The following is a 26,994-nucleotide window of genomic DNA, read 5'->3' as shown; positions in this document are numbered from 1 at the left end:
TCAGCCTCCCTTCGTGAACGTCGAGACGATGTTCTGCGGCGACAGGAACAGCCGCGGGTCCACGACGTGCTCGTCGAACACCGACCAGTGGGGCACCCCGATCGCCGGCAGCAGCTCCCCCAGCTCCGGGACGTCGGCCGGGGTCGCGAGCCGCATGCGCACGAGCTCGCGCACCTCGTCGAGGAGCGTGATCACGCGCTCCTCGGTCCAGCCGCCGCCGTCGGGCGAGACGGCCAGCAGCAGCGCCTGCGGGGCGCGGGCGCCGGGAGCGTTCGCGTGCACCGCGAGTCCGGTCGAGACGAGGTCCTCGCGCGTCGGGTCGGCCCCCTCGCTCATCGTGCGGCGCGCGGGCCGGTGCTCGGCCCACTGGTCGACCACGAAGCCCGCCATCGTCCCGGTCGGCGCGAACCGCGCCGTGGGCTCGAAGACGAGGGTGGTGACGGATGCCGCGGGCGGGTCGGCGTCGCCGACCCACCGGTCCGCCCCGAACACGGCCGCCCGCAGTGCTCCGGCGCGCTCGGTCGCGGAACGCAGCGCCGACAGCGTCGCGTACGCCGCGACGCCGGGGCGCACGGTGCTCAAGCGTGCCATCCACCGCCGCACCGGCAGCCCCGCGCCGGGAAGCAGCGCCCCGGCGAGCTCGGGCGGGCCGGTCGGGTCGAGCTGCGGCACGACGGGCACGCCGCCCAGCAGCTCGGCGAGCGCCTCACCGGGCGGCGCGGTCGCGGCGGCGGCGAGCCGCCCGGCGAGGAGCTGATCGAGGCCCGACACGTACGCCTCCAGGACCACCCGCCCCTCCTCGGCGGTTCCGGTGAGCGCCGCCGGGTCGGTGCCGTCGCCGATCCCGACGAGTGCGAGCTCGTCGGCACGGCGCAGCAGCGCGGCCCGGGTGGTCGGGACGGAACCCACCAGTGCCGCGAGGTCGTCGCGCGCACGCTGGGCGCGAGCCGTCAGATCGGCCTCGTCGACGGCGCAGTCCGGTGCGGCCGCTCCGCCGGCGGCGACGAGATCCCGCGGCTCGAGGGGTCGCGCGGTGGTCAGCACCGCGCGCGCGGCCGTCGCGAGCTCCCACGCGTCGCCGAGGCTGATGCGTCCTGGGCGCAGCGCGGCGTTTCCGGTCGGCGCCTCGGCGGGAAGCGACGGCCGGGTGCGCCGACAGCGCGCCCAGAACCGGGCGAGGCCGTCGGCGCTGCCGTCCGCCGCGAGCACCAGATCGAGCGCTCCGAGGCGCAGCGCCGAGAGGAAGACGGAGTTGTTGCCGCGGAGGTGGATCGCGATGCGGTCGGCGGGGCCGAGCACGTCGCGGCACCACGCCTCGAGCACGGGATGAGCACGGGAGCGGATGCCGGGAACCCACCCTCCCGCGGCCTCGAGGCCTCCCGCGCCCGTGCCGCCGATCACCGCGACGCGCGCGGTGACGCCGTGCCGTTCGAGCGGCGACCGCGGCACCTCGGGCTCCTCCGGCAGCGTGTCACCCGACATCGCGTTCATCGCCGCCGTTGCGCGCGCGGCGTCGCCGCCCGCGAGCTGATGCACGCCCTCGGCGAGGAGCAGGTCGGCCACGGCATCCGCCACCTCGTCGAGCCGCGCGATGAGCGCGTGGACGTCGGCCACCTCGCCGGGCGCAGCGGGCGTGACGCCCGGTCCGGGGCTCGCGAGCTTGGCCTCGACCGCCGACGCCGGCGTGTCGCGCAGCGCGACGCCGTCGACCACCGCGCCGGTGTACGCCAGCGCGTCGTCGCCGCCGGCCGTCGCCGGCGTCTCGCGGCCCACCACGAGCGGGGCGAGGGCGCGCAGCGCCGGCACGAAGCGGTTGAGCGACAGGTCGGTCTCGTGCAGCCAGCGCTCGAAGCGGTAGCCGAGCAGCGCTCCGAGCTGCTGCCCCTGCCGCATGCCGCGCACGACGTCGATCGCCTCCCGCGCCCGGGTGCTGCTGAGGTCGATCTCGAGGGCGGCTCCCGCGCCGTCGCCCGGCGCGTGCGTCAGGCGTGCGCTGCGCAGCACCGCGGCCGTCGCGGCGTGCTGGGGCGACGGCGCCTGCAGCCACCCCACGCCCGGTGAGCGCACGGCCTCGTCCGGGTCCTCCGGGCGGGGCGTGAGCGCGATGTCCTCCAGCCACGCGTACGACGCGACGGCGAGCCCGCGCGGCCGGTCCGTGCGCAGGCGGTCGAGCCGGCAGGTCGCGAGGGAGGTCGCCCACGCGTCCAGCCGGTGGGATGCGGCATCCAGCGCTCCGGCGAACACCCGCTCGCGCTGGGCCTGCTCCTGCCCGCGCAGCCGCGTCAGCCCGAGTCGCACGCGCGAGGCGGTGTCGGCGGCGAAGAGGTAGTCGAGGATCATGGCGGCCAGCTCCCGCACGCGGTGCGCGTCGCTGAACGCGAACAGGAGCCGATCCGACAGCGGCGAGCGCCGGAGCGCCTCGATGATCTCCTGCTCGCGCTCGCGGAGCAGTCCGAGCTCGTGCCGCGGGCGGTCGCTCGAGGTCATGCCCTCGAGGTCGAAGAGGTCGGGCACGGTGATCTCCGCCATGACCGCGTCCAGCCGCAGCTCCTCCTCCGAAGCGTCGGGCCCCGGCTGCATGCTCCCTCTCAGCCGCTCCGCCAGCTGCTCGCGGATCTGAGTGCCGAGCCCGCTCTGCGGCTCGCGCAGGACGATCCCGATCTCCTCCTCGCCGAAGTCCATGGGGCGCATGATCGCGGCGAGCGCCGCGCGCGCGGCGGCGAGCGAGGTCGAGCGAGCCACCGTGATGAGCACCTGGAGCACGCTGTCCTCGAAGGTGAGGTCGTCGTGGTCGACGAGCGCTTCCAGCGCGTCCTCGTCGCTCTCGGAGACGAGCGGCAGGCCGAGCATGCGGGGCCGGCCGAGATGCGGCATCCGGCGCAGCGATCCCAGTCCGATCCGCAGCCGCTCCTCGAGCACGCGGGTCATGTCGGCGCGCTCCTCCTCGAGGCCCGGAGAAGAGCGCTTCAGCGAGGCGCCGAGCGCGTTGTCGGTGCGCAGCACCCGCCGCACGCGCACGTTGCGGCTCACCGGGGCGAGTCCGAGGATGCGCGGAAGCGCCGCGGCGAGGTCGCCGTCCATCACGGTGGGCGGGGGTGCCGCCATGGTCCACCATCCGCGGGCGGCCCGCACCGCGAACGCGACGAGCGCATCCGAGCGGCCCGGCCGCCGCGGGGCGACCGGCTCGTACCGGGAGGTGAGCGTGACCGGAAGCAGTCCGTACGGCTGGCGCCCGGCACGCACCGCCGGAAGCGGACCGGACGGACGCACCCAGTCGGCGAGATGCTCGCGCACGTCCCACCGGTCGAAGGGCGACAGGGCACGGGCGGGCAGCGCATCGCGCAGCCACGCCTCCCACGTGACCGGCCACAGCACCTCCGCCAACGCTCTGGCCGGTTCGCCGTCGTCGGCGCCGGCGGGCCAGTCGTCGAACGCGGCCGGGTCGTCGATGCCGAGCGCACGGGCGACGGCGGCGCCCGTGCCCGGGCTCGGCGCCGGCGGGGTCGCCCCCGCGCTCCAGCCCGACCGCGCCGACTCGGTGTTGTTCGTGGGCGTCCCCGGGCCGACGAGCGCCCGATCGCCGTGGGCGCGCAGCGCGGCGAGCACGACGCCGGGCTCGGCATCCGGGTCCGCCTGGCGCACCCCCCACACGTACAGCCGATCGACGGTCGCGTCCCCCCGCTCGAGCCTCACGGTGACCGCGAGCCCGCGCTGCACCGCGACGTCGTAGTCGCGCATCCAGTCGGCGGGACCGGATGCCTCCTCGGCGAGCGCCCGCAGCGCCAGCGCGCGCTCGCGGAACTCGGCCTCCGCCTGCAGGCGATCCTCGCCGGGCGCGCCGAGGTGGCCGAGCCGGACGCCGAGGTCGTCGAGGTCGACCGGCTCGCCGTCCGCCGCGGACGGCACGCCGTCCTGCCACGCGACCACGCGGAAGGCGTCTGGGAGCAGCGCCGCGCGACCGGTCGCGTCGTCGACGGCGATGTCGTCGGGGTAGATGCGCACCCGCAGCTCGGTGACCGTCTCGCCGTCGCGGGTGGCGTGCCGGGACTGCGTCTCGACGCGCACCGGCACCAGCAGCACGGGCACCGACGGATCCACCTCGGCCCACACGTCACCCATGGTCGTCCTCGCGCTCGGTGGAGATGTCGTCGATCAGCGTCCGCACCCGGAACCCCACGCGCGCCGGCTTCTGGAACAGCGCCCAGGCGACCTTCGCCGCCGTCTCGGCGACCGCCGGCGCGTCCGTCGTCGCGGGCACCGTGGCCGGCAGGTGCCGCGCGCCCGCGGGCAGCCAGTGCCCCCAGGCCAGACCGTCGCGCGGGGGCGTCACGCCGGCCGGCGGGTCGATCTCGTCGAGGCCGAACCGCGGCGCACCGACGTGCTCGGCGAGCGTGAACCAGAACGCTCCGGCGTTCGGGGCCTCCCCGCCGGTGTCGGCAGCGGCCGCGGCGACGGCGGTGAGGTCGACCGCGACGAGCAGGAGGTTCGGCGTCAGCGCGAGCCGGAAGAGGCTCGCCACCGGGCGCGACGCGTACTCGACCGGGTAGTCGACGTTCGTGGACGCCGCGACGTTCGCGAGCACGTTCGGGAACCGCCGCACCAGCTCGCCGCGCACCACGAACACGAGCTTTCCGGCACGCGCCGGGTCGAGGTGGGAGCCGAGCTCGCCGGTGCGCATCGTATGCACCCCGCCGAGGAGGTCGGGCTCCGGCGTCCAGAATCGTCGCAGGCTCGTGGCCCGGCCGTCGGTGGGGTACTCCCGCCACGCCAGCTCGCGGGCGAACTCGTGGTTGGCGCCGACCAGGAAGGCCTCCACGAAGGCGGCGTTGGTCTGCAGGGCGGTCACCATGTCGGGCTCGGGGATGGCTGCGACGCCGGGCATCAGCCATTCCCGGTCGTACCGGCTGAGGGCTTCGTAGAGCGGATGCCGGAACTCCGGCGCCGCGAGCACCCGCTCCAGGTCGTCGGGGTCGCGGCCGAACAGTCCGGCGAGACCGGGAAGGCGCGTGCGCGCCCGCCGCGGCACCGTGAACAGCGGCCGAAGCAGGCCGACCAGGTCGAGCGCGGGGATGTCGAGGCGCTCGCGCGGCGGCTCGACCGGCTCGGGCGCGCCGCCCGTCGCGGCCTCGCCGAAGGTGGCGATCAGGTCCTCTCCGGGATGCTCGATGATCGGGATGAGGTGGTCGGGCGTGGGGGTGGTCTCGAACGGGTGGTTTCCGTCGTACCCGCGTTCGTCGAGCGCGGCGAACAGCGGCTCGAACACGCCCTCCTCGAGCAGCCGCGTCTCGAACGGCCCGACATCTGCGGGGTCGGCGCCCGTCTTCGGGAAGCGGGCGACGCCGGGGCCGGGCAGCTCCCACTCGTCACGCGTGCGGGACAGCTGCCACGCCGTGCCAAGGAGGATGCCGAGGTGTCGCAGGTGCACGCGCAGCCCCGGGGTGTCCTCGAGCGCCCGCACCTCGTCGGGGGTCGGCAGGGCGTCGAGGAGCTCGGACAGCAGCGCGGTCGTCTCGTCGTCGTCGGTGACACCGCTCAGCAGCGAGACGTCCTCCTCTTCGAGGTGCGCCATCAGCTCGCTCGTCGCGCCTGTCGCCGGCCCGGCGACGGGCAGGACCCAGTCGGCGCCGGCGTCGCCGTCGGCGATGAGGCGCTCGCTCTGCGCCACGCGCTCGTCCGACGGCGCGAACCGCGCGGTGCGCCCGAGCGGGCGGGCCATCCGGCGCAGCGCGCCGCCGAGCGCCGCCGGCGGAAGGGCGCTGGCCGCGACCGTCGCCCGCACGGTGATCCCGCCGAGGTCGACCTGGGCGTGCGCGCGCGCCGTGGCGGCCAGGAGCGGAGCGGACGGCATCCGCTCGATCGTCCGCCGGTGCAGCGCCGTCGACACGACGCGGGCGAACTGCGCGGCGCGCAGCACCTCGTTGGCCTCCCGCACGTTCTGCAGCTGCGACCAGGCCGCGGCCATCAGCGGCTCCTGGTCCATCTGCACCACGGCGGTGCCGAGTGCCGCCGCGACGCGGTGGGCGGGGTCCAGGTTGAGCTCGGCGAGCCAGCGCGGCTCGCCGGCATCGGCCGGGAGCACGTCCGTCAGCACGTGCGCGCCGCCGAACAGGGGCGGCCCCACCTCGGGGTCCGCCGCGGGGTCGGTGCTCGCATCGACGAGCGCTCGCAGCCGCGCGGTGGCCGCGGCATCCCACCGTCCCTGATCCGACGGTTCGGGCTCGCCCGACGCGGTGGGCGCGATGAGCGCGCCGTGCACCGCGCGCGGGCCGTCGGCGGCGGCCACGGTGACGCCGCTTCCGGGCTGCGACGTGTCGACCCAGCGCCGGCCCAGCCCGTCGGCCGCCGGCACCGGCACGATGCTGCGCGCGAGCTCCTCGAAGCCGCCCTCGTCGCCGGTCGCGAACTCCCACCGGTCGTACACCGGCAGCACGACGGTGTCGGCGCCGCCCGGCCCCCACGCCCACGCGAGCGAGTCGATCGTTCCGCCGCGGATGCCGGCGCGCCGTCCGGCCTCGAACGTCGGCACGACGAGCGCGGTCCAGCGCTCGTGCGGACGCAGCCGGGTCGGGCTCACCAGGCGCGACAGGTTGAGCTGCGGCGACCCCAGGTGGCGCGTCAGCGCCTGGTCGTCGTGACCCTTGCCCGACACCTGCGCGTGCGCCCACGCCCACGCGTCCTCGGGCGGCGGCAGCTCGGCGACCGGCACCTCGACCGCCGGCGGCAGGTCGGGGCCCGCGGGCGCCACCTGTCGCACGATCGATGCGGAGGGCACGACGACCAGTCGCAGCCACGGCGGCAGGCGGCCGGACGCGGGCGCCGCGGGCGTGAACATCCACGGCAGGTCGGGCGCATCGAACTCCACGTGGACGAGGTCGCCGGTGGGAGCATTGCCCGTGCCGGGCGCCGGGTGGCGCCGGATGATCTGCGCCGGATCGATCCCCAGCACGTCTCCCGGGCCCCGCAGCGTGATCGGCTGCGAGACGGTCTCGCTGCCCGAGCCGTCGGTGAGCGCGAACGACACGTCGACGGTGGTGCGGGCGCGGGCGAGGGCGCCCTCGGAGAAGACGGGTTGCCGGATCCCGGCGGCCGCGCCGGTGCGGAAGTACGGCAGGAAGGTGAAGCTCGCCGCGCCCGCGTCCTCCGGGGCGATCGCTGGGATCCGGGCGGTGACGTCGAAGACCTTCATGACGCCGCCGCCCTCATGTCGCTGCCACCTTGGTCATGGCGGCCAGGCCGCCGAGCGCTCCGCTCGCGGTGTGGACGGCGTCGGTCCACGGCGCGAACTCGGCGATGACGGCACCCGTGCGCACGTCGGTGACCCGCGTCTCGCTCACCGGCCGCACCGCGATGCGCCGCTCCAGGTCGTCGGCGCGGTAGCGGTCGCCGATGCGCAGCCCGGTCGCGCCGGCCGGCCCCGCCTCCAGCACGAGGCGCGCCCACCCCGACAGGTCGAAGAAGCCGACGCCGGCCCGCTTCTTCTCGGGCGCCCCCGGCCACGAGTCGTCGTAGGTCATCGTCGCGTCGGTGGCGAAGCCGCGCAGCACGCCGGCCTGCGTCGTGGCGTCCGCCGGGTCGATCGCGAAGCCGCCGGTGCGCTCCTCGAACTCCGGGGCGGCGAGCTGCGCGTCCTTCGTGAGCGTCATGAACTGGCCCACCCCGAACGTCTCGGCGACGGCCGAGTGATCGGCATCCGTGCGCCCCGGTCCGTCCGGACCGATCTTCACGGCGCCCGAGAGCGCCAGACGGCACCCCGCGGGCTGGACGGATGCCGCGCCCCAGCGGTCGAGCGTCATGTCCAGCGGCGCGAGCCGCTGACTGGCGCGCACGAGGCCCCACGGCTCGATCACCAGGGCGCCGTCGGGCAGTGCGGCCAGGCGCACCGGTGACCGCACGCCCTGCCGGTCGATGCGCTGCCACGCCCGCGGATCGCGCAGCGCCTCCGCCACGAGCGCCAGCGGACGCACGGTGGGCGGCGGGAGGGGGGCGGCCGCGTCGCCGAACTGCACGGGACCGAACGAGATGCTCGGGTCGGGCAGCGGCCACGGCAGCGACACCTTGCCCGTGCCGCGGACGCGCCAGGGGCTCGGGCCCGACAGGTGCAGCGAGAGCGAGACGCCGAACAGCGAGCATCCGAGCGCCTCGACGTGCGCCCGGGCGGTGGCGTCGACCTCGAAGCCGAAGGGGTCGAACTGGATGAGCGCGTCGAGCGTGAGCCCGCCGCGGACCGCCGCGACCCCGACCGAGTAGGCGAGCTCGATCGAGCCGCCGAACTGCACGGTGTTCGGCGTGAGGGCGACGTAGCCCTGCACGCGGAACTGCAGCCCGATCGGCGGCGACATCTCGGCGCCGATCCTGCCGAGGTCGGCGAGCTCGGGCGGCTTGCGCGTGTACGTCGGGTGGAATCCGCCGGCGCTCAGCACCACGGTGCGGTCGTCGCCGAAGCGCACCAGCATGCCGATGCCGCCGTAGACGGAGAAGAACCCGATCCGCGAGGAGTACAGCTCGGCGCGCAGCAGGATGATGCCCCGGCCGACCTGAGCCATGACGGCGGCGCGCAGGTCGATGATCGCCGCGCTCTCGCTCGGGATCACGCAGCGCGCGCGCCCGAGCACGATCATCACGGGATCGGGGGCGGCGAGGAGGACGGCGACATCGAGGGTCATCAGCGTGACGGGACGGCCCCAGCCCAGGCGCAGCATCGGTCCGATGACGAAGCCGCCGGCCCGAGGCGGGAACACGCGTCCGAGGGTCTGCAGGATCGTGGGGGCGGCCTTGCGGACGTCCTCGGGGAACAGCAGCCTGTCCAGCACGCCGTCCTTGAGCCCCGACGAGATCGCGGCCGGATCGACCGTCACCCCGAGCCCCACGATCCCCCCGACCGCGTTGAGCGTGAACAGCAGCCCGAGCTCGATGGGCACGGCGAAGCTGACCGACATCACCGCGACGAACGACATCCCGTCGGCGCCGCGCGAGCGAAGCAGGCCGAACGCCGTCACGGTGACCGGCCCCAGGACGAGATCGAGCACGCCCCCGTAGCCGTCGGGGAGCACGAGGAGGTAGCCCGAGCCCTTCACCGGGCCCGCGCTGAGCGACAGGCCGATGCCCCGCGGCAGCACCGGCACGATGGCACCGGCCCCCTCGCCGAAGGGCGGCGCGCCGCTGAGGATGCGCCCGGGGTCGAGCACCAGCCGCACGCCGGAGCCGTCCACCCGGGCGCCGATCACCCCCGCGACGTCGACGGCGAGCCGGCTGCGCACGGTCAGCGCCACGGTGGCGCCCGAGGGCTCGAGCGCCAGCTCCATCCCTTCGAGGTCGACCACCTGCGCCTCCAGGCGCGCGGGCAGCTCGATCGGCCCGAGGCTGCCGCCGGCGGTGAGCCCGCGGTGGTCCACGGTGAGCTCCAGGTCGGCCGCGGCGCTTCCCGCGGCGCCGACGAGGATCTTCAGCACGCCGTCGGTGCGCTCCCCGAGGTCGATGCGCACCTCGCCGCCGCGCACCGACATGCGCAGACCGGTGTCGGACAGCCCGACGGCGAGGCGGATGGTGCCGGCGCGGAACAGCGCGACGCGCACGTCACGCCGCGCCCACGCCAGCTCGACCTTGTCGGGGGCGGCCGTGGCGGTGGGCTGCTCCAGGCCGAGCCGGGTCACGAGCGCACCCGGCGGCCGGGCGTCGACGGCCTTCTTCGCGGCGGCGGTCGCGTCCACGCCGAGCAGAGCGGCTGCGGCGAAGAACTCCTTGACCGCGGCCCACGCCGCGGCCGCGGCGCCGGCGATGTCGCCGGCCGTCGCCTTGGCCTCCGCGAGGTCGGCCTGGGCGAGACCTGCCGCGAGGCGCGCGGCGACGGGAGCGGTGTCGGGCGGCAGCGCGCCGCCGACGAGCTCCTGCAGCTTCGCCGGCGTCGGGATCGCGCGCAGGCGCCCGACGATGTACTGGAGCGCGGCCCGGAGCAGCCGGGCGGGCAACTCGTCCATCCCACCCCCTGGGACGACGGATGGAGCGTGGTGTGACAGCACGTGCAACCGCACGGACCGTCGCGCCGCATGCGGCACGGCGGTGCGAAGAGCGCCAGACTCGAACGCCGCCCACCCCATCGGGCGGTGTCATCTATGAACTTGGCCCTGCCCGGGTCGGATGTCAACCACCCTCCGGGCGCGGGCGCACCTCCCTTGGAGGCATCCGCTCGATCGGACGCCCGTCAGAGCTTGCGCAGGAGCACCGTCTCGACCGTGTGGTCGGCCGCCTTCTGCAGCACCAGGTTCGCGCGGTGCCGCGTGGGCAGCACATTCTCCTCGAGGTTGGGCAGGTTGATGGAGTTCCAGAACCCGAGGGCGCGCTCGACGGCCTCCTCGTCGGACAGCTGCGCGAACACGTTGAAGAACGAGTTCGGGTTGCTGAACGCGGCGCGACGCAGCGCGAGGAAGCGCTCGACGTACCACTGGGCGATGTGCTCGGCATCCGCATCGACGTAGATCGAGAAGTCGAACAGGTCGCTCACCGCGACGTCGTTGGGCGTGGGCGGCGGCTGCAGCACGTTGAGCCCCTCGACGATCACGATGTCGGGGCGGCGCACGGTGATGACCGCATCGGGCACGATGTCGTACCGCATGTGCGAGTAGAAGGGCGCGCGCACCTCGGGGGCGCCGCTCTTCACCTCGGTGAGGAACGACACGAGCGCTCGGCGGTCGTACGACTCGGGGAAGCCCTTGCGCTCCATGAGCCCCCGCCGCTCGAGCTCGGCGTTGGGGTACAGGAAGCCGTCGGTCGTGATGAGCTCGACGCGCGGCGTGCCCGGCCAGCGGCTGGTGAGCTCGCGCAGGAGGCGGGCGATCGTGGACTTGCCGACGGCGACCGAGCCGGCGACGCCGACGATGAAGGGCGTCGTGGAGTCCGTCTCGCCGAGGAACGCCGACTCCTCGGCGCCCAGGCGCTTGGTGGACTCGGCGTACAGCGACAGCAGCCGCGACAGCGGCAGGTAGACCTGCGCGACCTCGGCGATGTCCAGGCGATCGCCGAGCCCGCGGATCTGGACGATCTCGGTCTCGCTGAGCGGCTGCGTCACCCCGGCGGCCAGTCGCGCCCAGTCGGCGCGCTCGATCTCGCGGTAGAGGGACAGAGCGGGGGCGACCACGCCCGTCTCGTGCAGGGTCGCTTCATCGGCGGACATCGCGCCCATCGTATCCGGTGGTGCACGCGTGACGGATGCCGCGCCCCTGCCTCCCTCCGTGGCTGCGGTTTCTGACCCAGTGCCCCCTGCGAAACACCACATCCCGCACGAGACACCACGCCGCCCCGCGGTGCCTCGTCGCCGATGCGGTGTATGCCCTGAACGACCTTGCGAAACACCGCATCCCGGACGAGACACCACGCCGCCCCGCGGTGCCTCGTCGCCGATGCGGTGTATGCCCTGAAGGGTCGAGGGCGGGAACGGCGCGGGGGGCCGCGCCGCTAGGGTGAACGGGTGCGCCTCGGAGTCCTCGACATCGGCTCGAACACCGTCCATCTGCTCGTGGCCGACGCCCGTCCGGGAGGCAGGCCTCTCGCGACCACGAGCCAGCGCACCGTGCTGCGGCTCATGCGCTACCTCGCGCCCGACGGCTCGATCACCGATGAGGGCGTGACGGCGCTCGTCGACGCCGTCACGCAGGCCCGGAAGGTCGCGGCGTCGGAGAACGTCGACGAGCTCCTGGCCACCGCGACGTCCGCCGTCCGCGAGGCGAAGAACGGCCCCGAGGTCATCCGGCTCATCGAGGAGGCGCTCGGCCAGCCGCTCCAGGTGCTCGGCGGCGAGACCGAGGCGCGCTACACCTTCCTCGCCGTCCGCCGCTGGTTCGGCTGGGCGGCCGGCCAGATCCTCCTCTTCGACATCGGCGGCGGCTCGCTCGAGATCGCGGCCGGAGCGGACGAGCTGCCCGAGTCGGCGGCATCCGTCCCCCTCGGTGCGGGCCGCATGACCGTGCGCTTCCTGCCCGACGACCCGCCCGGCGAAGCCGCCGTCGAGAAGCTCCGCGACCACGCGCGCGCGACCCTCGCGCCCGTCGCGAAGTCGTTCGGCGCGCTTCCCCGGCCCGATCACGTCGTCGGCTCGTCCAAGGCGATTCGGTCGCTGGCGAAGCTGGTCGGCTATCCGGTGCCGGGATGGTCGGGGATCGAGCGGATGCTGCTCCCGCGCGACGCCCTCGGCTCGTGGATTCCGCGGCTCGCGCGCATTCCCGCGTCCGCCCGCCAGGAGCTGCCCGGCATCACGGCGGACCGCACCTTCCAGATCGTCGCGGGCGCGGTCGTGCTCCACGAGGCGATGCGCGCGCTGGATGTCGATGAGCTCGAGGTGTCGCCGTGGGCGCTGCGGGAGGGCGTCCTGCTGCGCTACATCGAGGAGCTGGGCTGGTGAGCCGAGCCGCTCAGCGGCGGGTCACCCGCTCAGGGGCGGGTCATTCGTCGAACTCGGTGAAGGCCGCGTAGATGCCGTAGACGGCGAGCGCTGCGACGTGCCACTCCTCGGGACCCTCGGGGCCCATGGTGACGATGCGGGGCGCGTCGATCATCGCCGGGTTGATGCGCCGGTGATCGGTCATGCCGTCGATCGTGGCCATGATCGCCACGGCGAGGTCGCGCTCGTCGACTCCGGGGCGCATCCGGACGCCGAGCGCGCCGTTGAGCGTCCGGTACAGCTCGGCCATGCGCTCGCAGTATCTGTCCTCGATCTCGGAGAGCAGCGCTCTGATCTCGTGCCCGCCGGGAACGGCGTCGCCGCTCGCGAGTGCGGCCGACATGGTCTTGTACGCCCGGTAGGCCACGGAGTGCTCGACCGCGACCACGTTGTGGGCGACGGCGAGTCGGACGACTCTGCGAAGCGCCACGCCGCGGCCGACACCGGCGGGCTGGTCGGTGTCCGCCGCGCCCTGCGCGATGGCCCCCTGCAGCAGCTGCAGCGTCTCGCCGTCGAAGCCGGTGTCGAACCCTGGGTCGGCGTCGAACAGCGCCCGCACGAGATCGGCGACGAAGGCCCCCCGATCGGGCCAGATCCGGAAGACAGTGGACCGCGGCACCCCCGCCACGCGGATGAGGTCCTCGAGCGCGATGTTGGAGTAGTCGAGCAGCAGCCCCTCGGCCTCGACCCGCTTCACCGCGGTCTCGAGCATCAGCGCGCGGGTCTCGCCCGCAGGCCGACGCGTCCGGGGTGGATCAGGAGGGTGCACGCCTCGATTATCGCCCCGACCGCGACCGCGCGCCGCACCGGGGTCCGCGGGGGTCGCGGTGCCGGGTCCCCACAACCCGGCACCGTGAGACCCACGAAGCGGCACGGAGCCGTCGGTCGGATCAGCACGCAGGCCACCCCAATGGCCGCGCGCCCTCGCCACTCTAGAGACTGGAAGTCTCATATCTCAAGTCGAGCTTCCCGGGACGTCCGCGCAGCCTCGTTCCCGCTCGGGGTCAGCCGCCCGCCAGGGACGCCTCGTCCACGCGCTCCGGGGCCTGCCGCACCAGCCGGTCCCCCTCCCAGCGCACCGGCATCGGGTCGGTGACGCCTCCGACGAAGAGGCCGTCCTCGCCGACGTGGTGGAACGCGAACAGCAGCCACTGCCCGTCCGACCGGCGGCGCAGCAGCCGGCCGACGTAGAGCGACTCATCGGTGAGCGGGTACGCCGCGTCGATGTCGAACGGCCCGAGGAGACTCTCCGCCGGCACCGCCCACGTGCCGCCGTGGCTGCCGCGGCGCGAGGCCGTGGCCTGGTCGCCGAGGCACGAGAAGATGAGCACGGGCCTGCCGTCGACGACCGCGGCCTGCACCACCTCGAGCTGCCCGAAGCCCTCGGGACTCGGCGCCGACAGGGGCTCGCGCAGCTCCCACGCGCGCAGGTCGGACGACCACGCGTGCCCGATGACGCCGCGGCCGTCGACCGGGCCCTCCGGCGCGCGCGCGGTGAGCAGCATGTGCCAGCCGTCCCCCTCGGGGTCGGGGAACACCCACGGGTCGCGGAACGCCTCGTCGTGCCAGGCGCCGCTGGACAGCTTCTCGTACCACGGCCCCTCCGCCTCGAGCACGGGGCCAGGGGCCTTGGTCCACACGTGGAGGTCGGGCGAGGTCGCGTACCCGATGCGCTGGATGTTCTTGCCGTCCGGAGCGGCCGTGGCGCCGGTGTAGAAGAGGAACCACGTGCCGTCCGGATGCCGCACCACCGAGCCCGTCCACGTCGCGAGGTCGTCGAACGCGGGGGCGTCGCTGCGCACGAGCGCGTCCTCCACCTGGGTCCAGTTCACGAGGTCGGTCGAGACCGCGTGACCGATCGAGGCGCGGTAGTGCCGGGCGTCGGGGTCGCGCAGCGCGCGCGAGGCGTAGAGGAAGAAGAGGTGGTAGCGGTCGCCGTCGTCGGCGAACCAGAAGTCCCATACCCAGGAGCCGGGGAGGTCGAACACAGTGATCCTTCGGGGTCTTGCGCGCGGTCGGTCGATCGCGCGACATGCGGTCGGTTCACGGCCGTCGCGGCCGTGAGAGGTCGGTCACGGCGCGGCCGTGAGAGGTGGGGTCACGCCGTGCGCGCGACGGTGAGCTCGTCGCGCCGGGGCGGGTCGGCGCCCGGGCGCGACACGGTGATCGCGGCGGCGCGCGCGGCCCGCTCGAGCAGCGCCGCCACCTCGGCGGAGCGGATGCCGCCCCCGGGCGCCCGCAGGTCGGCTCCGGTGATGCGGCGCTCGAGCAGGCCGTCGATGAGCGCGCCCATGAACGTGTCGCCGGCGCCCACGGTGTCCACGACGTCGGTGGGGATCCCCGGGACCACCACCTCGCCGTCGGCGGTCACCCCGATCGCGCCCTGCGAGCCGAGGGTGACGACGACGAGCGCCGGACCGCGGGCCACCCACTCGCGTGCGATCTCGACGGCATCGCGCCCGGGTGCGAGCCAGTGGAGGTCCTCGTCGCTCGCCTTGACGACGTCGGCGAGGGCGACGAGGTCGTCGACCCGGGCGCGCACGCGCGCGGGGTCGTCGACGAGCGAGGGCCGGATGTTCGGGTCGTACGTGATGAGCGCGCGCGGGCGGGCCGCCCGCACCAGGGCCACGACCTGCGCGTCCCCCGGGGCGAGCACCGTCGCGACCGAGCCGACATGCACGAGGTCCGCCGTCGCGGCGAGCGCGCCCTCGAGCCCGCTCACCTCAGTGCCGAGGTCCCACTCCAGGTCGAAGGAGTAGGTGGCGGCCCCGGCCGCGTCGAGGTGCGCGGTCGCCGTCGCCGTGCGCGCGGCCGCCGAGGCGGCGACCTCGACGTCGGATTCCGCGAGCCAGCGTCGGATCCGCCGCCCCCGCTCGTCGTCGCCCAGGCGCGTGACGAGCGCCGGCCGCCGGCCCAGGCGGCCGAGGGTGAGCGCCGTGTTGGCCGGGCTGCCGCCGGGGGCCTCGTCCACGGCACCGGTCGCGCGATGGACGATGTCGACGAGCGCCTCGCCGATCACGAAGACGCGGGGTGCGGCGGCGCCCACCTGTCCGGGGCCGCCGCGGGGCGCGGCATCCGTCGTCATCCCTTCACCCCGCTCGCGGCGATGCTGCTCACGAACGCCCGCTGGAACACCAGGAACACGATGAGCACCGGGATCGTGATGAGCGACGTGTACGCCATCACCTCGCCCCACGCGGTGTTGAGCTGGAAGAAGTACTGCATGCCGACCATCACCGGTCGCAGCTCCTCCTTCTGCACCACCATCAGCGGCCAGAGGTACTGGTTCCACGCCGGCAGGAACGTCAGGATCGCGACCGTCGCGAACGCGGGGCCCGACAGCGGCACCAGGATGCGGCGGTAGATCGTGAACCAGCTGGCGCCGTCGATGCGCGCGGCCTCGTCGAGCGACTTCGGGATCGTGGAGAAGTACTGCGTGAACAGGAAGATCGAGAACGCGTTCGCGATGAAGGGCACGATCTGCACCTCGTAGGTGTTCAGCCAGCCGAAGTCGTACTTCAGCACGCCGCCCTCCATGACGAGGGTGGGCAGCTGCGCGACCCAGTAGACCATCGGCACCGCGATGGTCTCGAACGGCACGATCAGCGTCGCGATGACGATCGCCAGGACGACGATGCGGCCTTTCCACTCCAGGCGTGACAGCGCGAACCCCGCCATCGAGTTCACGATGAGGCCGAACCCGACGGTGAGCACGGTGACGAGCACGGAGTTGAACAGGAACCGCGCGACGGGCACACGATCGAAGACGCCGAAGTAGTTGGCGAGGCTGATGTCTCCGGTGGGGAGGAACGCGTTCACCGAATCGATGTCCTGCAGGATCTGCGCATCGGGCTTGAGGCTCGAGACGAACATGAACACGAGCGGGAACAGGAACAGCACGCCGAACAGCGACATCGCGACGTACACGAGGATCTTGCCGCGCAGTCGATGTGATTTCTCGCTCGCGGCGGTCCGGACGCGCGGAGGGCGCTCCGACCCGCGTGATGCGGTGGTGAGGGTTCGGGTTTCGGACATCACTCAGTCCTTCTCTCGCGTCAACCGGCGCTGGATGAGCGCGATGATCAGCACGGCGACGAAGAAGATGAGCGAGATCGCGGCGGCATAGCCGATCTCCTGCTGCTCGTAGCCCTTCCGCACCGCGTGGAAGACGATGGTGGAGGTCGCGCCCTGCGGGCCGCCCTGGGTCATCACGTCCACCTGCACGAACAGGCCGAGCGCTGCGATCGTGATCGTGACGAGCACGAACACCATGGTCGGGCGAAGGCCGGGCCAGGTGACGTTCGTGAACTGGCGCCACGGACTCGCACCGTCCATCCGGGCGGCCTCGTAGAGCTCCTCGGGAATCGTCTGCAGACCTGAGAGCCAGATGATCATGTGGAAACCGACGGCCTGCCAGATCGACATGAAGATGATCGCGCCGAGCGCGGTCTGCGGATCGTTCAGCCAGTCGACGCCCGACCACAGCCCGAAGGTGAGGGCGTCGATCATCGAGTTGATCAGGCCGTCCTGCTGATACATGAACTTCCACAGGATCGACACGACGACGATCGAGGTGACGACGGGGATGAAGAAGATCACACGGAAGGCGGTGACCCCGCGCATGCGCCGATTGACGAGCACCGCCAGCAGGAGCCCCAGGGCGGCCTGGACGGGCACGACGACCAGCGCGAAGATCGCGGTGTTTCCGACGGACTGCACGAACAGCGGGTCGGCGGTGAACGCGCGGACGAAGTTATCCATCCCCACGAAGCGCGGGGGGTTGGGTGAGATGAGTCGCGCGTTGGTGAACGACAGCGTGAAGGCGAGGATCACGGGGATGATCAGGAACAGGACCAGGAGGATGCCGGCGGGGGCGATCATCCCGAGTCCTGCCCACGTCTCGCGCCCCTTGATGGAGCGGAAGCGACGGAGTTCGCGCCGAGGTTCTTCGGCGGCGACCGTCGGTGGAGTGACAGTCATGGCAGGTCTCTCTGAGGATGCGCCGGCGGGGGCATGAGGCCCCCGCCGGCGCGGCGGATCACTGGAAGCCGTAGCCGTCGTTCGACTCGATGTTGGCGTCGATGTCCGACACCGCGCGATCGAGCGTCTCCTGCACGTCGGCGCCGCTCATGATGTCCTTCGCAGCGGTCTCGAACGTGGCCGAGATCACCGCGTATGCGGGGGTCTCGGGACGCAGCACCGCGTACTCCTGCGAGAACTCCACGAACGGGCGCAGGGCGCCGTCGTCGCCGAAGTACTCCGATGCCTGCGCGGCCGCCTCGGTGGCGGGGATCACGACCTGCTTGTCGGCGAACTCGGTGATGTACTCGTCCTGGAAGCTGAACTCGAGGTACTCGCGAGCGCCGTCGGCGTCGTTGCACTCCGAGGAGATGCCCCACTGCCACGAGCCGCCGCCGATCGCAGGTCCGTTGCCGAGGTCCGGCGGGGGCAGGATGAGCAGGTCGTCTCCGACCGCGTCGAGCGCGGCGACGGCGTTCCACACGCCCGTGTAGCTGAGCGCCACCTCGTCGTCGACGAACTCCTGATTGCCCACGGTCCCGCCGTTGTCGGCGTACCCGTCGGCGAAGAGACCGGCGAACCACTCGCCCCACGCGACCGCCTCGGGCCCGTTGAGCGCACCGTCGGCGGTCAGCATGCTCTCGCGGTCGATGAGGTCGCCGCCGAAGCTCTGCAGGAGGGGCGAGTAGGCGTACGGCCACCACTCGCCGGTGTCCTCGGCGCCGATGTCGATCGGCGTCTCGTAGCCGCTCGCCTTCAGGGTGGCGAGGGCCTCGCCGAACTCATCCTGCGTCCACGGCTCCTCCATGGTGGGGATGCGGATGCCGTTCTCCTCGAGCACCGACTGGCGGGCGAAGATCGCCAGCGCGGCATCCCAGTAGCCGGCGGAGTAGATCTCGCCATCCCACACGCCGACGGCGGTGGGCAGCAGCGAGTCGGTGAGCTCGGTGGGCAGCTCGAGCGGCTGCAGGTAGCCCGCCCACGCCCAGTTCGGCATGATCGGCCCGTCGAGGTCGAGAAGGCAGGGAAGATCGCCGGATGCCGCGGCCGCGACGATCGCGTCGTTGTAGGCGCCCTGCGGGAACGACTCGTGCACGACCTGGTACTGGTCCTGGGAGTCGTTGAAGTCCGAGATGATCCGCTCGTAGACCTCGAGCTCTGCCGGGTTGCCGGCGGAGTGGGTCCACATCGTCAACTGGGTGCGGCCGTCATCGGTCGTGGTCTCGCCTTCACCGGCCTGCCCGCAGCCGGTCAGGGCAAGGGCCGAGACCAGTCCGGCAGACACGAGGATCGGGGTCCTTGTGCGCATGGTTGTGGTTTCCTTTTCTTGTGACCTACGCCTGCGTAGGTCATCGGTCGGGGGCCGCCTTCGGCGGCCGCTCGTTGTGTCAAGCCCGTCGCCGGTTCTGTTTGCCGACGTGTGCCGGCGGCGGGCCCACGGAGTCTCGTCGGATGACGGGACACTCCATCAGGTGCGCGGCGTCCTCATCCCCTTCCGCACGGACGCCGAGTGCGACCTCCATCGCCCAGCGACCCATGTCGTAATGGGGCAGCGCGATGGTGGTCAGAGGGGGATCCTGTTCCGCGGCGACGAGCTGCTGGTCGTCGTACCCGACGACCGACAGATCCCGCGGGATGTCGAGGCCGCGGCGGTGCGCGGCGATGTACACGCCCACCGCCATACGGTCGTTGAAGCAGAAGACTGCGGTGGGGCGCTGCTCCTCGGGAAGCTCGAGCAGCCGCTCGAATGCGGCGCGTCCGCCGCGGGCGGTCGTCTCACCGTGCACGTGGAGGGCGGGGTCGACGGGGATGCCGGCCTCGGCGAGGACCTCGAGGTAGCCTTCGTGGCGCAGCGTCGAGGCGATGGGGTTGTCGTCGGTGTCGATGTAGGCGATGCGCCGATGCCCCGCGGCGACCAGTTCGCGCACGGCCGCCGCGCCCCCGGCGCGGTCGTCGGGAACGACGGAGCGGAATCCCCCGCCCTCGGGCCGGCAGTCGAGGAAGACCGCCGCCGCAGGGAGTCCGGTCGGGGCCGGGACGATCTGGTGCCACATGCACGCGTAGATGATCGCGTCGACCTGCTGCGCGGACAGTGCGCGGATCGCGTCCGCTTCGATGGCGCTGTCGCCGCCGGTGTCGATGAGGAAGAGCAGGTGGTCGTTCTCGCGCGCGGCGTCCTGCGCGCCGGCGAGCATGTCGCCGGCGAACGGCGTCGTCGCGATCTGGTCCGAGATGAGTCCGACGGTTCGGGTCTGCTGGGTGCGCAGCCCGCGGGCGACCGAGCTCGGAGCGTATCCGATGGAGCGGGCGGCCTCGCGGACGCGTGCCCTGGTCTCCTCCGAGATGCGGGATTCGACGTCGTTCATGACGAGGGACACGGTCGTCACAGACACACCGGCTGCCGCCGCCACGTCTGAGATCCGAGCCCGGGCCATCATCGACACTCCCTCGTGCTAAATCGATTTATCGAACGACACTGATTATGAACCGCTGTCGCGCTCCGCGTCAAGTGAGAAGTTGGATCGATGCGGAGACGACGCGGCGAGCGACGTTGAGGACGCCGGTTGAGCATGGCCCAGCCACGCTCAGCCGGCATGGCTCAGCCGGCCAGGCGGAAACGTCTCGGAGGCGGTTCGATGTCGAGCGCAGCAAGGCGGAGCGCGAGCCGGGGGACCAGCACGAGCGGATCGCCCCTCCCCGGCGGCGGATGAAGGACGAAGTCGCCGAGCCCCTCGCGGGTGATGTGCCAGCCGCCGTGATGCAACTCCATATGGTGGAACCTGCAGAGGAGGATGCCGCGGTCGATGTCGGTCCTGCCCTCGTCGCGCACCCACTCATCGATGTGATGCGCTTCGCAGTAGGACGCCGGCCGGTCGCAGCCTCGCCACCGGCACCCACCGTCGCGGATCGCGAGGGCGATCTTCTGCTTGGGCCGGTACAGCCGCGCCTCGCGCCCGAGGTCGAGCGGATTGCCGCCTCCGTCGACGGTGACGTGACGGGTGGCCGTGTGGCACATGTGCTGGGCGGCCAGCCAGGCAGGCAGTACCGTCTGGTCGTCTTCGACCAGCGCCACCGCCGGCGCACCCGAGCGCTCCTGGACGATCGCGTCGGCGGGCACCACGATGCGCACGCCGGCCTGGCGGGCGCCGAACACCGTCGCCGCGTCGGCGAGGGCGCCGGCGCACAGCAAGTCGAGGAAGAGGTCGTACGCGAGCTGGTCGTTCGTGCGCGGGTCGGCGACGAGCTCTTCGGCGCGCGCCTTCTCTTCGGAGTCGACGAACCGCGGGCCGCCTCGTCGGGGCCGGAGCGCCGAATCCCAGATGGTCTGCGCCCACGCGCCGCCGAGGTCGTCGAAGACGATCGAGCCGCGCCGCACACCGTCGGCATCGCGCCACAGCCGGAAGGCGCGCCCCTCGAACCGCTGGTCGAACCGCCGCTGGGCGCCTGCCGGGTCGAGTTGATCGCGGATCGTCCGGGCGGCTCGGCCGAGCTCTTCGACCGTGCGCTCCCGCGCCTCGGCGATGAGCTGCTCGGCTGCCAGCATCCACGCCTCGCGCCAAGCCTCGCGCGCCCGCGCGACGGCGTCGAGCCCGTCGTCTTCGCCGGAGGTCGCGACCGGATCGGGCTCGGGCGGCTCGCCGAGCCCCCGCAGGATCGCGTCGTGCTGGGCCGACCCGATCGCTCCGGCCAGCAGCGCCCGTCCGAGCGGAGCGTGCCACGGCTCGGGCTCCCCGCCGGCCCCAACCCCGGCCCTCGGCCCCGGTCCCACGCCGACCCCGGCTCCCGCCCCTTCATACGGCGGAACCGCCGGGTCCGAGGCATCCGTCATCGCATCGCGCCCGGGATCGATGCCGGCCAGCGTGCGCAGCGATTCGCCGAGCCGGACGTGCTTGGCCGCCTCGGCTCTCGTGGCCCCGGTGATCTCCTGGATCAGCGACGCCGGATTGCGGTGGCCGCGCTTCTGCGCGAGCCCGGTGTGACCCGCCTCGCGGGTCGATCGCGCAGCGGCCGCACCCGACGCCGCGATACGCACCTTCTCTCCGGCGCGCACCAGACCGGTCGCGGCTTCGAGCGCAGCGACCACCCCGTCGTCGCTGAGGCGATCCAGTGCGAGGGGCAGCAGCTCGGCTTCGACATCACCTCCGAGGGCATCGCGCAGCACCTCGAGATGCTGCGCGAGATCGGAGAAGAATGCCATATCTGATCATGGCATCGACCTCAGACATTCGTAGCTCTGTTCCCATGCGGGGGGAAACGACGAGGAGGCCGGTCCTACGACCGGCCTCCTCGTCGCAAGGGCTCACTCTGCAGAAACGACCTCCCCGAACAGGCGAAGCTCGGCCACATTGAGGATCTGGCCGTTCGCAATCCGGATGTAACGGTAGGAGTCGCCCGCCGTCACGGTCCACTTCTGCCACTCGAGCGTCTTCGCGGGCACGGCGGGCGTGAGCCGGGTCCACGTCTGGAAGTCGTTCGAGCCCTCCAGCCGCATATCCGCGATGCGCGACGTGCCGTAGCCGTCCTGGCGCACGAGCAGCTCCGCGCCCGTGAGGGTCACGCGATCGGCTCCGAAGTCCCACACGTTCGCGTAGATCCCGGAGTTGAGCCGCGTGTCCGAATGCGTGGCGGCATCGCCGTCGAGCATGCGAGCGGCGTACTGCGTCCACCCGGCGTCGACCACGCCGTCGGGCCGCAGCGAGACCGCGGCGCGGAACGCCTCATCCACGAGCCCGGCGTCGGTCGAGAGGAAGAGCTTCGACCCGTCGCTGGTGGCGGCGATGGGGTCCGCGGTCCTCCCATCCGGCGTCGTGAAGCCGATGGCGAAGTCGACCACGCCGCCGGCCTCCGCGCTCTCCGGCACGGGAGCGGATGCCACCCATTCGCCGGGATTCGGCGATTCCACCGCAGCCCGCTGCCCGAACAGCGTCACGTGCACGTCGGAGTTCTCCGCCGGCCCGGTCATCCGGACCTCGACGACGTCCCCCGCGACGATTCGGCCGGCGACAGCGTCAGGCGACGAGAGCGACACGGTGGCCATCACGCCCACGGCCTCGCTCCGCGCACCGTCGATGCGGATCTCAGCGATGCTCCAGATCCCCGGGTACGCGGGATCCGACGGCACACCCGGCTCGTCGACCTGGAACTTCAGGAACCGGAAGCGCTGATCGCGGACCTCCTCGAGCGTGGCGATCCACTCCACGTCCGCGTCCTGGCCGGCGTTCGGATGCTCGGTGAGCAGCGTCCACTCGGCGCCGTCATCGGACCCGTACACGTTCGTGCCCTCCGCGCGGTTGGGGAACGTGTCGCGAGCCTGGAAGCCGAAACGGTCGGCGCTCACCCGGTATGCCGACCCGAAGTCGAACACTATGCCGGTGACCCGCTGGTCGCCCCACGACGTCTGGTTGTCGCCGTCCGTCAGGGCGCGCAGCTGCGAACTGCTGAGCGAGGGTGCGCTCACGATCCCGGTGAAGTCGAGCGAGCCGTCCGCCAGTCGCGGGCTCAGCGGCTCGAGCGCGTCGATCGCCTCTCCGAGCCGGGCGAGCAGGTCGGCGAACTCCGCGTCACCGGCGGTCGCGCGAGCCTTCTTCACCTGCTCCACGAGGTCCGCCACCGCGTCCCATGTCGCCGACGTGAAGCTCGCCTCGTCGCCGATGCGGTCGAAGAGCGTGCCCATCGCCGCGGCGCGGGTCGCCGCCACCGTGATGGTGACCGGCAGGGCCGTGACGGCGGTGCCGTCCGTCGCGACCACGAGCGCCTCGTGCACGCCGGGCTTCGCCGGCGTCCAGGTCAGCTCGTCGCCCGACAGCTGGGCACCCTGCGGGCCGTTCTGCAGCGAGAGCTCGACCGGGTCGTTCGCGGCATCCGTCACCGGGAAGCCGCGGCTCCACGGCTCGCCCTTCACGACGACGACGTCCACCGACGGCGCGTCGGCGAAGACCGGCGGCGTCAGCACGCCGTTGGCCTGCGCGAGCACGCCGGCCACGTCGACCTGGGCGGCAGACCCGGTCGCCCGCAGGAACACGATGTTGTCGCCGACGGCTCCGGGCGTCTTCTCGACGTGGAGGTCGAGCCACACGTATCGCCACTGGCCGCCGGTGTCGGGCACGACGATCTCGGCGAACGGCGCCTCGGCCGACGTGCGGGATGCCTCGAGCGTGGCGGCGCCGTCGCTGCGCACCTTGACCCCGACCAGCGACGTCTTGGTGCGGTCGCCCCAGACAGCCCGGCGGACCGCGAGCTGCGCGTCGTCGGCTGCGGCGTCGAGCCGCACGAAGGCGGTGCCGTCGGCGTCCTCCTGGTGCTGGGCTCCCGACCCGAGGGTCGTGCCGAACGTCTCTACCGAGAGCTCGGGACCGTCGGCGAGCGGCGCGACCGAGCCCTCGACGTCTGCGAGCTCGGGCGGGAAGGCCACCCAGTACTCGGCGCCGGTGTAGTCCGAGCCGCGGTCGTTCCAGAAGTTCTGGATGCCGCTCCCGTAGTAGTAGAGCGGGCCGTCGCGGTCGGCATACAGCTCGGCGACGTGCGGAGCCTCGGCCTCGACGTCCACGCCGGCGACGTACCGGTACTGGAGGTACGTCTCGCTGAGCGGGTCCTGCAGGCGCCCTCGGTAGGCCTGCGAGATCATGCCGCCCTCGTTCGCAGGTACGTAGGGCACCTCCTCGCCCATCATGAAGGCGTAGAACGTGTCGGCTCCGGCGAGGATCCGGTTGTCGAGGAAGTGATACGGCGACACCGCGTCGGGCGCGTCCGAGACCGTCCCCGCGACTGGGTCGATCGTCGTGCCCTGCGTGTCGACGAGGCGCGCGAGCGCCACGAGGAGGTCGACGTCGCCCTGCCCGTGCGCCTGGTCCCGCAGCATCTCCATGTGCTGGACGAAGGACTCGCCGGTGGTGTTGCGCGGGTCGTCGGCGGGGATCTCGCGGAAGATCGATGCGAGCGCACCGTTCACGTCGCCGCCGTAGAGGTCGTGCTCGCTCTCGTACCCGGCGTTGACGGTGAACCACTCCACCCGCTCGGCGTACAGCTCGGCGTCGTCGAGGAAGATGGCCGCGGCGACCATGCCGATGACGCCGTACAGGTGCTGGTTCCACAGGCGGTTCTTCGAGTACAGGAACGTCTCGAGCACCGGCCGCACCAGGTTGTCCTCGATGCGCTGCTGGTCCTCGGCGGTCCACCGCAGGTCGTAGCCGTTCAGAGACTCGTTCGCCGGCCCCGTGCCGCGCAGCACCTCGGCCGCGATCAGCATGTAGTACAGCGGTACCCCGGTGTGGATGTGGGCGTCGGCGAAGTACGCGTACTTCGCCGGGTCGAGGCTGCTCCACGTGCGCAGCACGTGCAGGGCGTTCGCCCGGTACTGCTCGTCGCCGGTAACGACGTACTCGAGCGCCTGGGCCATCGCGCCGAGGCTGTCGCGCAGGGCGCTGGCGCGCATCCCGGCCGTCGCGTACGCGTCGTTCTTCGGTGTGTCGGTCCCCGGCTGGGCGTTCTCGGCCCGGAAGTCGCGCGCGGCGTACCGCGTCTGCGTCATTGCGTCGTAGTAGCCCGTCCAGGGGTCGACGCCCGCGAGCACCTGGGTGCGCATGTTCTCGAGGTGGTCCGCGCTGAAGCCGACGCCCGGGTGGGCGAAGCCGGCGTCGCTGACGGTCCGCACGATCTGCGGGGGTGCGGGCGTCTCCTGCGCGACGGCGGGCTGCGTGGCGGTGAGCGCGCCGGCGGCTGCCAGCACCCCGGCCATGAGCACCCCGATCACGCGGCGCGTGCGGTGTCTTTGCTCGATCCTCATCGATCTCTCTTCTCTTCGCCGCCGGCGTCACCGACGGCGGGTGGGGAGGTGGATAGCGTTTGCCACTTAACGATGACGGCATCGCCGCGCGACGTCAAGGCCCGATCTGCGAAGACGTCAGGACGCCTGCGACGGGAGGAACCGCACGCCCGCACGATCGATGTCGACGGTCCATCCGCGACCGTCGAGGTCATCGGCGCGCACGCCGAGGAACATCCCCGTGAACCGCAGTCGCGCCCCGTGGTCGTCCGAGAGCGTCCACGCCGGGTGAACGCCTGGCACCTCGCGCCACGCCCCGTCGTCGCCCGCGACCGCGAAGGCCAGGCAGGGCCCGTCCAGCGACGCGCGCAGCCGCAGGGGACCTTCCGGCGCGGAGACCGGCGCGGACCTCGTGGTGACCGCGCCGTCCCGACGCACCACCCGCAGGTGCCGGCCGTTCTCGGCATCGAAGGTCACCTGCAGCCAGATCCACCCCGACCGGTCGTACCACGCGATGACTCCGGCCGCTTCGCGCGGGGTCCTCGGCTCGGCGTCGATGACCGCCTCGAACTGGGCCTGCCGTTCCTCGACGCGCGTCAGGATCATCGACTGATCGAAGACGGATGCCGCCGAGTGGCCGCCCCGCAATCGCAGCCATCCCGTCCTCGCGCCGAGATCCGCGACATCCTGCGGCAGTGCGCGGCGCAGCGTCGACCAGCGCCGGGAATCCAGCCCGGGCGCGTCGAAGTCGTCGGTCCAGGCCCGGACGCCGGCCGCGGCATCCGTGTCTCCTCCCGGTGCCGGCGCATCACCGCGGCCCGTCGCCGCACGCTCCCCCGACCCGGCGGCGAGCTCCACGTCGACGCTCGGGTGATGGCCCCCATCGGCGAGACGCAGCCTCCCGTCGTCGTCGAACACCACCCGCTGGAGGCACGTCTCGCGCCCGAGGGTGCAGTAGCGCTCCCCGAGGTGCAGCGCGGGGCGGCTCGCCAGATGCGCGAGCACCCAGTCGCCGCCGGGCGTCTGCACGAGCTCGCCGTGGCCGGCCTTCTGAAGCGGATGCCCCGGCGCATCGCGCGTCGCGAGCACCGCCTCCCGCTCGTCGCGCTGGTAGGGCCCGAGCAGGCTGCGAGAGCGGGCGACGGTGATGCCGTGGTTCCACCCCGTGCCGCCCGCGGCGATGAGCAGGTGGTACCACTCGCCGATCCGATACAGGTTCGGCCCCTCGACGAGGCCGTCCTCGCGGTAGATGACGGTGGCCTCGCCCGTCGTGCGGCGTTCGCCGGGAAGGTACTGCTCGACGACGAGACCCGAGAACGACGGATGCTCCGGCCGCTGGTCCCACTGCACGCCGACGATCCAATGGGTGCCGTCGGTGTCGTGGAAGAACGAGAAGTCAAATCCTCGCGAGCCGAGGTGGACGGGCTCGCTCCAGGGTCCGGTAACCGATTCCGCGGTGACGAGGTAGTTGTCGATGTCCTTGTCGTCGCCGTCCATCGTGCGCACGATCGAGTACGCGAGCCAGAACCGGCCATCGGCGTACGACAGGCTCGGCGCCCACACCCCTCCCGAGTCGGGGATCCCGCGCAGATCGATGCCGTCCAGCGCGTGACCCAGCGTCGTCCAGTGCACGAGATCGGTCGAGTGATGCAGCCGGACAGCCGGGTGGTACTCGAAGGTGCTCGTCGCGATGTAGTAGTCGTCGCCGACCCGGAGGATCGACGGGTCGGGGTTGAAGCCCCGCAGGACGGGGTTGCGGATCACCGGCACGGCGGTCTCTCCT

The 26,994-nt window shown here is 72.7% G+C and carries 15 protein-coding genes; 1 reads left to right on the top strand and 14 read right to left on the bottom strand.

What is annotated here, in order from left to right:
- The 4 genes from V6R91_RS28965 to coaA form a co-directional block, all read right to left on the bottom strand.
- A complete protein-coding gene (locus tag V6R91_RS28965; RefSeq protein WP_336398153.1) occupies window positions 1-4,119 on the bottom strand; it encodes a hypothetical protein in 4,119 nt (1,372 codons plus the stop codon).
- Complete coding sequence (locus V6R91_RS28960) at window positions 4,112-7,186, bottom strand: hypothetical protein (protein WP_336398152.1); 3,075 nt, start codon at window positions 7,184-7,186, stop codon at window positions 4,112-4,114. The genes V6R91_RS28965 and V6R91_RS28960 overlap by 8 nt, the downstream gene beginning before the upstream one ends.
- Window positions 7,187-7,199: 13 nt before the next feature.
- Entirely contained in the window at window positions 7,200-9,974 is a 2,775-nt protein-coding gene (locus V6R91_RS28955; RefSeq protein ID WP_336398151.1) for a DUF6603 domain-containing protein, read from the bottom strand.
- A 224-nt stretch (window positions 9,975-10,198) separates the two neighbouring features.
- Complete coding sequence (coaA, locus tag V6R91_RS28950) at window positions 10,199-11,167, bottom strand: type I pantothenate kinase (RefSeq protein ID WP_336398150.1); 969 nt, start codon at window positions 11,165-11,167, stop codon at window positions 10,199-10,201.
- 294 nt (window positions 11,168-11,461) lie between these two features.
- On the opposite strand from coaA, the gene V6R91_RS28945 reads away from it, so the two are divergent.
- Window positions 11,462-12,391, top strand: coding sequence for a Ppx/GppA phosphatase family protein (locus V6R91_RS28945; RefSeq protein ID WP_336398149.1), 930 nt, complete (start codon window positions 11,462-11,464; stop codon window positions 12,389-12,391).
- A 40-nt stretch (window positions 12,392-12,431) separates the two neighbouring features.
- Here V6R91_RS28945 and V6R91_RS28940 read toward each other — a convergent pair whose 3' ends face one another.
- The 10 genes from V6R91_RS28940 to V6R91_RS28895 form a co-directional block, all read right to left on the bottom strand.
- Window positions 12,432-13,142: a hypothetical protein gene (locus V6R91_RS28940; RefSeq protein ID WP_336398148.1), complete on the bottom strand. Its 711-nt coding sequence runs from the start codon at window positions 13,140-13,142 to the stop codon at window positions 12,432-12,434.
- 292 nt (window positions 13,143-13,434) lie between these two features.
- Complete coding sequence (locus V6R91_RS28935; protein WP_336398147.1) at window positions 13,435-14,418, bottom strand: family 43 glycosylhydrolase; 984 nt, start codon at window positions 14,416-14,418, stop codon at window positions 13,435-13,437.
- Between the two features lie 110 nt (window positions 14,419-14,528).
- Window positions 14,529-15,515: a carbohydrate kinase family protein gene (locus V6R91_RS28930; RefSeq protein WP_336398146.1), complete on the bottom strand. Its 987-nt coding sequence runs from the start codon at window positions 15,513-15,515 to the stop codon at window positions 14,529-14,531.
- Window positions 15,512-16,465 (bottom strand): carbohydrate ABC transporter permease, encoded by a 954-nt coding sequence (locus V6R91_RS28925; protein ID WP_336398145.1) that lies wholly within the window; start codon window positions 16,463-16,465, stop codon window positions 15,512-15,514. Before V6R91_RS28925 ends, V6R91_RS28930 begins: the two co-directional genes overlap by 4 nt.
- 3 nt (window positions 16,466-16,468) lie before the next feature.
- Window positions 16,469-17,410 carry a carbohydrate ABC transporter permease gene (locus V6R91_RS28920; RefSeq protein ID WP_336398144.1) on the bottom strand — a complete coding sequence of 314 codons (942 nt, stop codon included), beginning with the start codon at window positions 17,408-17,410 and terminating at the stop codon, window positions 16,469-16,471.
- Between the two features lie 58 nt (window positions 17,411-17,468).
- Window positions 17,469-18,758, bottom strand: coding sequence for a sugar ABC transporter substrate-binding protein (locus V6R91_RS28915; protein WP_336398143.1), 1,290 nt, complete (start codon window positions 18,756-18,758; stop codon window positions 17,469-17,471).
- Between the two features lie 79 nt (window positions 18,759-18,837).
- Window positions 18,838-19,884 carry a LacI family DNA-binding transcriptional regulator gene (locus V6R91_RS28910; protein ID WP_336398331.1) on the bottom strand — a complete coding sequence of 349 codons (1,047 nt, stop codon included), beginning with the start codon at window positions 19,882-19,884 and terminating at the stop codon, window positions 18,838-18,840.
- Between the two features lie 164 nt (window positions 19,885-20,048).
- Window positions 20,049-21,647: an HNH endonuclease signature motif containing protein gene (locus V6R91_RS28905; RefSeq protein WP_336398142.1), complete on the bottom strand. Its 1,599-nt coding sequence runs from the start codon at window positions 21,645-21,647 to the stop codon at window positions 20,049-20,051.
- A gap of 102 nt (window positions 21,648-21,749) precedes the next feature.
- Window positions 21,750-25,232, bottom strand: a complete 3,483-nt coding sequence (locus V6R91_RS28900; RefSeq protein ID WP_336398141.1) for an alginate lyase family protein — start codon at window positions 25,230-25,232, stop codon at window positions 21,750-21,752.
- Between the two features lie 117 nt (window positions 25,233-25,349).
- Window positions 25,350-26,981: a glycoside hydrolase family 43 protein gene (locus tag V6R91_RS28895; protein ID WP_336398140.1), complete on the bottom strand. Its 1,632-nt coding sequence runs from the start codon at window positions 26,979-26,981 to the stop codon at window positions 25,350-25,352.
- Window positions 26,982-26,994 lie beyond the last annotated feature (13 nt).

This window comes from Microbacterium sp. CCNWLW41 (genome assembly GCF_037083505.1).
This window is presented reverse-complemented; position numbering and strand designations above follow the sequence as displayed.

Bases quoted from the DNA above. Each gene is read 5' to 3' on its own strand.
- V6R91_RS28965 (WP_336398153.1), bottom strand. From the start codon at position 4,119: ATGGGTGACGTGTGGGCCGAGGTGGATCCGTCGGTGCCCGTGCTGCTG.
- V6R91_RS28960 (WP_336398152.1), bottom strand. From the start codon at position 7,186: ATGAAGGTCTTCGACGTCACCGCCCGGATCCCAGCGATCGCCCCGGAG.
- V6R91_RS28955 (WP_336398151.1), bottom strand. From the start codon at position 9,974: ATGGACGAGTTGCCCGCCCGGCTGCTCCGGGCCGCGCTCCAGTACATC.
- coaA (WP_336398150.1), bottom strand. From the start codon at position 11,167: ATGTCCGCCGATGAAGCGACCCTGCACGAGACGGGCGTGGTCGCCCCC.
- V6R91_RS28940 (WP_336398148.1), bottom strand. From the start codon at position 13,142: ATGCTCGAGACCGCGGTGAAGCGGGTCGAGGCCGAGGGGCTGCTGCTC.
- V6R91_RS28930 (WP_336398146.1), bottom strand. From the start codon at position 15,515: ATGACGACGGATGCCGCGCCCCGCGGCGGCCCCGGACAGGTGGGCGCC.
- V6R91_RS28925 (WP_336398145.1), bottom strand. From the start codon at position 16,465: ATGTCCGAAACCCGAACCCTCACCACCGCATCACGCGGGTCGGAGCGC.
- V6R91_RS28920 (WP_336398144.1), bottom strand. From the start codon at position 17,410: ATGACTGTCACTCCACCGACGGTCGCCGCCGAAGAACCTCGGCGCGAA.
- V6R91_RS28915 (WP_336398143.1), bottom strand. From the start codon at position 18,758: ATGCGCACAAGGACCCCGATCCTCGTGTCTGCCGGACTGGTCTCGGCC.
- V6R91_RS28910 (WP_336398331.1), bottom strand. From the start codon at position 19,884: ATGGCCCGGGCTCGGATCTCAGACGTGGCGGCGGCAGCCGGTGTGTCT.
- V6R91_RS28905 (WP_336398142.1), bottom strand. From the start codon at position 21,647: ATGGCATTCTTCTCCGATCTCGCGCAGCATCTCGAGGTGCTGCGCGAT.
- V6R91_RS28900 (WP_336398141.1), bottom strand. From the start codon at position 25,232: ATGAGGATCGAGCAAAGACACCGCACGCGCCGCGTGATCGGGGTGCTC.